This is a genomic window from Roseateles subflavus (assembly GCF_030285365.1).
Lineage (GTDB): Bacteria > Pseudomonadota > Gammaproteobacteria > Burkholderiales > Burkholderiaceae_C > Roseateles_B > Roseateles_B subflavus.
Window position 1 is genome coordinate 1 of record NZ_JASVDS010000015.1, and the last position, 1,788, is coordinate 1,788.

The window sequence follows — 1,788 nt, forward strand, 5'->3', positions numbered from 1 at the left end:
CTTCGGGCTGGGCGCAGGCCATCGCAGCGCGCTGACTGCTGGCGTGGCCTTCGATGCCAGCAGCTGGGAGCTGTGGGTGGCGCTGGCCAGCGGGAGCACGCTGGTGATCCCGCCCCTGACCGAACAGGGCGAGGGGCTGGACGCGGGGGCGCTGCTGTCGTGGTGGCGCAGCCAGCGGCTGGACAGCAGCTTCCTGGTGACGCCGCTGGCGGAGCTGGCGCTGGCCGAGGGGCCGCTGCCCCAGGGCCTGCGCACGCTGCTGACCGGCGGCGAGCGGCTGCGCCGGGTGCCCGCCACGCTGCCCGAAGGGCTGAGGCTGGTGAACAACTACGGCCCGACGGAGACCACGGTGGTGGCCAGCTCCGGCGTGCTGCAGCCCGGGCAGGAGTCGCCGGACATCGGCGCGGCGATCAGCAACACGCGGCTGTATGTGCTGGATGCACAGCAGCGCGAGGTACCGCTGGGCGCGGTGGGCGAGCTGTACATCGGCGGCGCCAGCGTGGCGCGCGGCTACCTCGGGCGGCCGGAGCTGACGCAGGAGCGCTTCCTGGTCGATCCCTTCGTGCAGGATGGATCGGGGCGGATGTACCGCACCGGCGACCTGGTGCGCTGGCTGGAGACGGGGCGCCTGGCCTTCGTGGGGCGCAACGACGAGCAGGTGAAGCTGCGGGGCTACCGCATCGAGCTGGGCGAGATCGAGGCGAAGCTGCTGGCGCAACCTGGCGTGCGCGAAGCCGTGGTGCTGGCTCGTGAGGACGAGCCGGGGCACAAGCGCCTGGTGGCCTACGTGGTACCGGATATGGCGCACGACGGGGAGGCCGACGACACCCTGGCCATGGACACGATTCGCCAGGCGTTGACCCAGGAGCTGCCCGGCTACATGGTGCCCAGCGCCTTCGTTCCCATGCCGTCGCTGCCCCTGACGCCCAACGGCAAGCTGGACCGCCGCGCCTTGCCGGCCCCGGACCTGCAGGCGCTGACGGCCCGAGGCTACGAAGCCCCGCAAGGCGAGCTGGAAGAACAGCTGGCCGCGCTGTGGGCCGAGGTGCTGCAGCTGCCACGCGTGGGTCGTCATGACAACTTCTTCGAGCTGGGCGGGCATTCGCTGCTGGCCATCCAACTGGTCGAGCGCATGCGCCAGACCGGGCTGGACAGCGACGTGAGAACCCTGTTTACACAACCAAGACTGAGCGACTTTGTCGCAGCTGTTGCGACCGTGGAGATCGTATTGTGATGATTGAGGATCTACTGATTGAACTGAACGAACTCGGCATCCAGCTCGAGACTCGAAACCAGGACTTGGTCATCCAAGGACAGCGTCAGGCATTGACCCCGGACCTGTTGACCCGGCTGCGCCAGTGCAAGCCCGAACTGATCCACTACTTGCAGACCACGCCTTCGCCGGCACGTCCCAGCGCCGTCTTCACGGTCCCTGCCAACGCGATCCCCCCGGGCGCACAGGCCATCAGCCCCGAGATGCTGCCGCTGGTGACCCTGAGCCAGGCGCAGATCGACGCGCTGGTGGCCACGGTGCCCGGCGGCGCCGCCAATGTGCAGGACCTCTACCCGCTCACGCCCCTGCAGGAGGGGATGTTCTTCCACCTGCTGATGAACCGCGCGGATGACGCCTACCTGGTGCCCTCGGCCTACCGCTTTGAACGCCGAGAGGACCTGGACGGCTTCATCCAGGCGCTGCAGCAGGTGCTGGACCGCCACGACATCCTGCGCAGCGCCGTGCACTGGGAGCGCCTGGACCATCCGGTGCAGCTGGTCTGGCGCCACGCCCCG

Annotated in this window: 2 protein-coding genes; both read left to right on the top strand. The window is 69.2% G+C overall.

From position 1 onward, the window contains the following. Positions 1-1,234 (top strand): non-ribosomal peptide synthetase (locus tag QRD43_RS22635; RefSeq protein WP_285984786.1); only part of this gene is annotated, 1,234 nt, incomplete at its 5' end. Next, positions 1,234-1,788, top strand: a 555-nt coding sequence (locus QRD43_RS22640) for a condensation domain-containing protein (protein WP_285984787.1), incomplete at its 3' end; no start/stop codon positions are given. The genes QRD43_RS22635 and QRD43_RS22640, both read left to right, overlap by 1 nt.